Source organism: Noviherbaspirillum denitrificans (assembly GCF_002211445.1).
GTDB lineage: Bacteria > Pseudomonadota > Gammaproteobacteria > Burkholderiales > Burkholderiaceae_D > Noviherbaspirillum > Noviherbaspirillum denitrificans.
In genome coordinates this window covers 48,732-55,206 of the sequence record NZ_LSTO01000005.1, presented here as the reverse complement: position 1 = coordinate 55,206, position 6,475 = coordinate 48,732, and the positions used below count along the sequence as shown (strand labels likewise).

The following is a 6,475-nucleotide window of genomic DNA, read 5'->3' as shown; positions in this document are numbered from 1 at the left end:
CCGGCCGGTCGCCTGACGCGAGGCCGAGGACCAGGCGCCCGCCGGACAGCTGGTCGACCGATGCCGCGGCTTTTGCGGTGTGCAACGGATGGCGCAGCGGCAGAACGATGGAACCGGTGGCCAGCGCAATCTCGCGTGTCTGCGCCGCGATCCAGCCGAGATAGACCCAGGGATCGAACACCTGTCCGATATCGCCGAAGCTCGGGTCGCGCAGCGGCACATCGCGGAACCACAGCGCGGCGAAACCCAGTTCCTCGGCACGGCGGGCAAGGTATTCCTGGTGCTGCATCGATGGCTGGTCGCGCTCGAAGGACTCGATCGGAAAGAAAACGCCCAGCGTAAGCCGGTCCGGCGAGAACATGCGCCGGAACCCCTTCATGTCGCCGAGCCTGGCATTCCTGTTCGTGCTCAGCATGTTGGCGGTCGCCATCTCTTTCTCCACTCAGAGTGATGATTCGGTTTCGGTGGATGTAGCAATTCGCATGCCGCAGGCGACATGCGGCGGTCAAGGGCCGGTCCGAATTTTGCAAACAGGGTTCGTGGACGGATTTGTACTGTTCAACCGGAGCTCCGCTCCATTTTTCCCAGGAGGCAGTCATGAACTTAGTCAGACGTGAAGGTTCGCATGGTTTGGCATACCGGCCCAGATCGCTCGATGAACAGGTGGGGCGGTTGGTCGAGGATATGTTTGAAGACCTGTTTTCTTCCGCGCTCACGCCCTATTCTCCCGTGTCAAGAACCAATCAGGATGTGATCACTCCGCGCGTGGGCCTGAGAGAAACGGACCAGGCATATGAAGTCGAAGCGGATATCCCTGGCATCGAAAAAGACGACGTCAGAATTTCGATCGAGAACCGGCGCGTGACGATCGATGCGGAAGAAAGAATGGAAGCGACGGCGCCACAGGGACAGTCTGCGCAATCGGGACAACCCTCTCAATCGGGGCAGTCTGCGCAATCAGGGCAGTCCGCGCAACCGGGGCAATCAGGACCGCAGGGGCAGCAGTCCCGAATGGAACGTTACTACAGAAGATATGCCGTCAGTTTCATGCTGCCTGCGGAGGTGGATGACAGCGGCGCGGAGGCGAAACTGGAGAACGGGGTATTACGGCTGACGCTCCCGAAAAAACAGGCGGCGCAGGCCAAGCGGCTTACCGTCCATTAACCGTCCATTAACCGGCAGTTCGCGTCCCCCCGGGGACAGGGAGGATGATCATGGACCATCAGCAAATCGAATACAAGGGGTATGCCATCCGTCCGATCGCCATCCCCGAAGGTGAAGACATGTACTTCGGGGGATATGAAATCTCGAAAGACGGCAAGCTCGTCAGCGAGCGGAAGAACATCATGCCGGGATTTTTCTATCGCGATGCAGCGCTGATAGATAGTGTCGAGCACGCCAAGCTCGAAATAGAAAACCTTGTGGCCATGCAAGGGCATGCCGATTGACATGAAAATCGCGGCCCGGACGGCGAATGTTCCGGGCCGACGGTCACTGCGCCGCACTGCACCCCGCACTGCACCCGAATCGGCGCAGTGCGGCTTTGCCGTGAAGCTTATTTCTTCACCTCCTTGAACTCGGCGTCCACCACGTCATCTTCTTTCGGATGGCCGCTATCGGTCGCACCTTGGGTCGCACCTTGCGCCGCCGAATGGGCTGCCTGCTGTGCGCTGGCTTCTCCCTGCATTACTTCACCCAGTTTTTGCGCCGCGGTCGTCAGTGCCGCTATCCTGGAGTCGATCACGGACTTGTCGTTGCCCCTCAATGCCTCTTCCAGATCCCGCATGGCGGAATCGATCTTGTCCTTGTCCGCAGGACTGAGCCTGCCGCCGTATTCTTCCAACGCCTTTCTGGTCGAATGCACCAGCGCATCGCCTTCGTTGCGGGTGGTCGCCAGTTCCTTCAAGCGCATGTCCTCTTCCGCGTTGGCTTCGGCATCGCGCACCATCTTCTGAATTTCATCTTCGGTCAATCCGGAATTGGCCTTGATGGTGATCTTGTTTTCCTTGCCGCTCGTCTTGTCTTTCGCGCTGACATGCAGGATGCCGTTGGCATCGATATCGAACGTGACGTCGATTTGCGGCAGGCCGCGCGGCGACGGCGGAATGCCTTCGAGGTTGAATTCGCCCAGCGCCTTGTTGCCGGCCGCCATTTCACGCTCGCCCTGATACACCTTGACCGTTACCGCAGGCTGGTTATCCTCGGCAGTCGAGAACACCTGGCTGAACTTGGTCGGAATCGTGGTGTTCTTACCGATCATCTTGGTCATCACGCCACCCAGCGTTTCGATCCCCAGCGACAAGGGCGTCACGTCCAGCAGCAGGACATCCTTTTGTTCGCCGGTCAGGACGGCGCCCTGGATCGCCGCGCCGACGGCGACGGCCTCGTCCGGATTGACGTCCTTGCGCGGATCCTTGCCGAAGAACTCCTTCACCTTTTCCTGCACCTTGGGCATGCGGGTCATGCCGCCGACCAGGATGACGTCGTCAATGTCCGCCGCCTTCACGCTCGCGTCCTTGATCGCGATACGGCACGGCTCGATGGTCCGCTGGATCAGGTCCTCCACCAGCGCCTCCAGCTTGGCGCGCGTGATCTTCATGTTCATGTGGACCGGCGCGCCATTCGCCATGGCGATATACGGCTCGTTGATCTCCGTCTGCTGGGTCGAGGACAATTCGATCTTTGCGCGCTCGGCGGCGCTCTTGATGCGCTGCAGCGCGATCGGGTCCTTGGACAGGTCCAGGCCGTTCTGCTTCTTGAATTCGCCGATCACATGGTCGATCAGGCGCTGGTCGAAGTCCTCGCCGCCGAGAAAAGTGTCGCCGTTGGTGGACAGCACTTCGAATTGTTTTTCGCTCTCGACATCGGCGATCTCGATGATGGAAATGTCGAAGGTGCCGCCGCCCAGGTCGTACACCGCCACCTTGCGGTCGCCTTTGTGCGCCTTGTCCAGGCCAAATGCCAGGGCCGCCGCGGTCGGTTCGTTGATGATGCGCTTGACATCCAGTCCGGCGATGCGCCCGGCATCCTTGGTGGCCTGGCGTTGCGAGTCATTGAAATAGGCGGGCACCGTGATCACGGCTTCGGTGACTTCCGCGCCGAGATAGTCTTCCGCGGTCTTTTTCATCTTGCGAAGTACTTCGGCCGAGATTTGCGGCGGGGCGAACTTCTTGCCGCGCACTTCGATCCAGGCGTCGCCGTTATCCGCCTTGATGATCTTGTATGGCATCAAGTGAATATCCTTTTGCACCTCCGCTTCGTCGAACTTGCGGCCGATCAAACGCTTGACCGCATAAATCGTATTCTGGGAGTTGGTCACCGCTTGCCGCTTGGCCGGCGCTCCAACCAGAACCTCGCCGTCTTCCTGGTATGCCACTACAGACGGCGTGGTGCGTACCCCCTCCGAGTTTTCGATGACCTTTGGCTGCCCGGCTTCTACAATGGCAACGCATGAATTGGTGGTGCCAAGATCAATACCGATCGTCTTGCCCATTGCTTTGCTCCTTCGGTTTGTTGAGTAGCCCGGCTATGCGGGCAGCAGTAACAGTGATGCAGCGGCTCAGGCTGCGGTCGCTTAGCTTGAATTACCTCCCGTAGTCGGTTGCGCAACGGTGACCAGGGCCGGACGCAGCAACCTGTCCGCGATCAGATAGCCCTTCTGCAACACATTGACGACGGTATTGGACGGCTGGGTCGAAGGCACCATCGAAATTGCCTGATGCCTGTCGGGATCGAACCGGTCGCCCGGCTTCGGATTCACTTCCGTCAGGCGGTTTCTCTCGAACGCCGACGATAATTGCTTGAGCGTCATGTCGACGCCTTCCCTCAGCGATTCCACGGAGGGCGTTTCGACCTGGAGTGCCATTTCCAGGCTGTCCTTTACGGGCAGCAGCGTTTGGGCGAAGTTCTCGATCGCATATTTATGCGCATTGGCGAGGTCTTCCTGTGCCCGCCGGCGCATGTTTTCAATCTCCGCCTTGGCGCGCAAAAAGGAATCCTGCATTTCGGCGAGGCTCGATTCTGCCCGCGCAAGCCGCTCCTCCAGCGACGGTTTGCCAGTGCGCGCATGTTCGCCATCCTGGGGCGCTGCGTCAGGCTGCGAAAGTGTCTCCGCGGTGGTTTCCCGGTTACTCACTTCGTTTTGGTTCTGCATCAAATCATCTCCGGCATGCATCGGCGATCGCCGTTTTAAAAAATGAAAACGGGAATGCATTCCCGTATCACGTTCTTCGGGATGACGACTGCGCCATCCGAAAGTTGGTGAAACGGGCCGAACCCGCCCCATGCAATGACTAATGAAGTCGCATTGCAGGATGCGTACCTGCCTGAATGGAGGCGAATGTTCGATGCGTGGTCGCCAGCCGCAATCCACTCACCAGGTCGGCGTACAAATCGTGCTGCACCGAGCGTCTCCATGCCCGGCATGCGAAACATGCCACGGCGAGGTCATTGCGACATGGTGAGAAGCTGCTGCGCGGTTCGAAAGAAGGTCTGAGGAGGTCTGCGGTGCGATACCGCGCACCGCAGTATCTGCAGCTAGAATCGACAAGATATTTGCTTATTCACCGGCAGGTCATACATTACTGAGCGTACACAAAGGGCGGCAGCGCCTTCAGCGCGGCCTTCGTGGCTCCCGGTAGAACGAGCTGCCTGCCTTCCAACTTGATCTGCTCCATCGGTATCGCCACGTCGTTCTTTGCGATCCCGAGAAATCCGCCGACGCCGATAATGGCGAATGAGGCAACCGGGAGTTTCGCATCAGCGGACCGGGTGACGATCATGTCTTCGATTTTCCCGATTTTTTCCTTTTGATCGTTCGTCACGGTCTTGTCCAGCAAATCCTTTTTTGCGCTCCATCCGTGAACCACTGCATCCATTTCCACCACGGCGACCCCGAGCGGCGCCTTGCCTGCAACCGGCGGACTCGCGGTGCCGGATGCGCCGGAGCTGTCGGACCGACTCTGTTGAGCCGCTGCGACACCAGAGAGAAGATACAGAATGATGGTTGCGGGAATGATGATTGGACGGTTCATGGCAATTTCCTTCTCGATGGATTGTCCTTTCGGACAGTGACGACGCCCTTGCACGAATATGCGTGCAGGCATGCAGGCGACAAATCAGGATGCGTATTCCTATCGCTTGGCCTCTAAAGGGCCTCCACGCCGCCATTCCAGGTATGAGGGCATCATGCAAGCGTCTGCAATTCGTATGCCTTGAAAACAGGCACCGGGACAGCATGACGACGCCGACGACACGAAACCGCGCTTGCAGAAGGCGGTGCCGCAACTGGCAATGACCGGGGCGTTCCGATCGCGTCCCTTCGCTGTCGACGATAAATGTCGAGGAATCCGCACGATATTCAGCGCCTTTGTAACTAACACACGTGGCGCAGGTGTCACCGATCCGATCTTTTGCAGGCTACATGCGGCCTGCGGAGAAGCGCCAAATCGCCGTTTGAACAAAGTACCTGAACAATGTACGCATTACACGGAGCGGGGCGATTTTTGAGCAGGTGTGCTTGTGTTCCGACGAGGGCGGATTCGACTTAGCACTGTTGTTCGCCGCTGCGGCGGAAGCTCGTGGCCAAGTATTTCGCATCCGTGTGACCGATCGTCGCATGCCTCATCACTGGTCACTGAAGCGTTCACACCAAATCAAAACGCGTGGTCATGTGCGGGCGAAAAACGGCTGGTACAGAACTCCAGCAAATGCCGTGCCTTGCCTTCCCGTGTTGGCATATCAATTGCGAAGGGCAGGCTGACCGGGACCGCCTCGCGGCGGAAGCCGAGTCGGCGAATATTGTTACGAAGGAGGTTATCGGGATGAACGAAATGCTTTCGAGATCCTGGCGCATGCTTGCATTGCGCGGCGTGATCGCCATTCTGTTCGGCGTGCTGGCGCTGGCCTGGCCCGACCTGACGCTGCTGGCATTTGCAACCATATTTGCCGTCTATGCGCTGCTCACCGGCGCTGTACTCGTAGTCGGCTCCGTAAGAAGCAGGAAAAGCAACGAAGACTGGTGGCTGCCGCTGATGGTCGGCCTGGTCAGTATCGGCGCGGGTGTCGTCGCAACCATCCATCCCGGCCTGACCGCGATGGTCCTGGTCCTTGTGGTCGGTGCCAATGCATTGATTACCGGTGTGCTGGATATCGCTACGGCAGTGCGCTTGCGCAAGACCATCCGGAACGAGGGGCTGCTGATCCTGAACGGCGTCGCTTCGATCGCATTCGGCGTTCTGGTTTTCCTGTTCCCCGATGCGGGGGCGCTGGCGCTCGTCTGGCTCATCAGCTTTTATGCGAGCTTCAGCGGCATCCTGCTTCTTGCGTTCGCATTCCGCCTGCGCGCCAAGACCAAAGGGACGTCGAAGATGGAGAAAGACAGGCGGACCATACCGGACCGCCGCATGGCGGCGGCCCATCCTTGACCTAGAGGTTTGGGCGGACGCCGGCAATGCATGACTAATATGCCTGTCCA

Annotated in this window: 7 protein-coding genes; 3 read left to right on the top strand and 4 right to left on the bottom strand. The window is 58.9% G+C overall.

Features of this window, described 5'->3' with window-relative positions:
* Nucleotides 1-430: LLM class flavin-dependent oxidoreductase (locus AYR66_RS25780; RefSeq protein WP_234815094.1), on the bottom strand; the 430-nt coding region annotated here is incomplete at its 3' end.
* A 167-nt stretch (nucleotides 431-597) separates the two neighbouring features.
* Here AYR66_RS25780 and AYR66_RS25775 point away from each other — a divergent pair.
* Nucleotides 598-1,164: an Hsp20/alpha crystallin family protein gene (locus AYR66_RS25775; protein WP_088710438.1), complete on the top strand. Its 567-nt coding sequence runs from the start codon at nucleotides 598-600 to the stop codon at nucleotides 1,162-1,164.
* 50 nt (nucleotides 1,165-1,214) lie between these two features.
* The gene (locus AYR66_RS25770) at nucleotides 1,215-1,448 is read left to right on the top strand and encodes a hypothetical protein (RefSeq protein ID WP_088710437.1); all 234 of its coding nucleotides are present in this window, start codon (nucleotides 1,215-1,217) and stop codon (nucleotides 1,446-1,448) included.
* A 107-nt stretch (nucleotides 1,449-1,555) separates the two neighbouring features.
* On the opposite strand, the gene dnaK is transcribed toward AYR66_RS25770, so the two are convergent.
* From dnaK to AYR66_RS25755, 3 genes are all read right to left on the bottom strand, one after another.
* Complete coding sequence (gene dnaK, locus AYR66_RS25765; protein ID WP_088710436.1) at nucleotides 1,556-3,493, bottom strand: molecular chaperone DnaK; 1,938 nt, start codon at nucleotides 3,491-3,493, stop codon at nucleotides 1,556-1,558.
* Between the two features lie 81 nt (nucleotides 3,494-3,574).
* Entirely contained in the window at nucleotides 3,575-4,153 is a 579-nt protein-coding gene (gene grpE, locus AYR66_RS25760) for a nucleotide exchange factor GrpE (RefSeq protein ID WP_088710443.1), read from the bottom strand.
* 427 nt (nucleotides 4,154-4,580) lie between these two features.
* Nucleotides 4,581-5,033 (bottom strand): PRC-barrel domain-containing protein, encoded by a 453-nt coding sequence (locus AYR66_RS25755; protein WP_088710435.1) that lies wholly within the window; start codon nucleotides 5,031-5,033, stop codon nucleotides 4,581-4,583.
* 789 nt (nucleotides 5,034-5,822) lie between these two features.
* Here AYR66_RS25755 and AYR66_RS25750 point away from each other — a divergent pair.
* On the top strand, nucleotides 5,823-6,425 hold the full coding sequence (locus AYR66_RS25750; protein ID WP_088710442.1) for an HdeD family acid-resistance protein: 603 nt from the start codon (nucleotides 5,823-5,825) through the stop codon (nucleotides 6,423-6,425).
* Nucleotides 6,426-6,475: the final 50 nt, after the last annotated feature.

Bases quoted from the DNA above. Each gene is read 5' to 3' on its own strand.
- grpE (WP_088710443.1), bottom strand. From the start codon at position 4,153: ATGCAGAACCAAAACGAAGTGAGTAACCGGGAAACCACCGCGGAGACA.
- AYR66_RS25750 (WP_088710442.1), top strand. From the start codon at position 5,823: ATGAACGAAATGCTTTCGAGATCCTGGCGCATGCTTGCATTGCGCGGC.
- AYR66_RS25770 (WP_088710437.1), top strand. From the start codon at position 1,215: ATGGACCATCAGCAAATCGAATACAAGGGGTATGCCATCCGTCCGATC.
- dnaK (WP_088710436.1), bottom strand. From the start codon at position 3,493: ATGGGCAAGACGATCGGTATTGATCTTGGCACCACCAATTCATGCGTT.
- AYR66_RS25755 (WP_088710435.1), bottom strand. From the start codon at position 5,033: ATGAACCGTCCAATCATCATTCCCGCAACCATCATTCTGTATCTTCTC.
- AYR66_RS25775 (WP_088710438.1), top strand. From the start codon at position 598: ATGAACTTAGTCAGACGTGAAGGTTCGCATGGTTTGGCATACCGGCCC.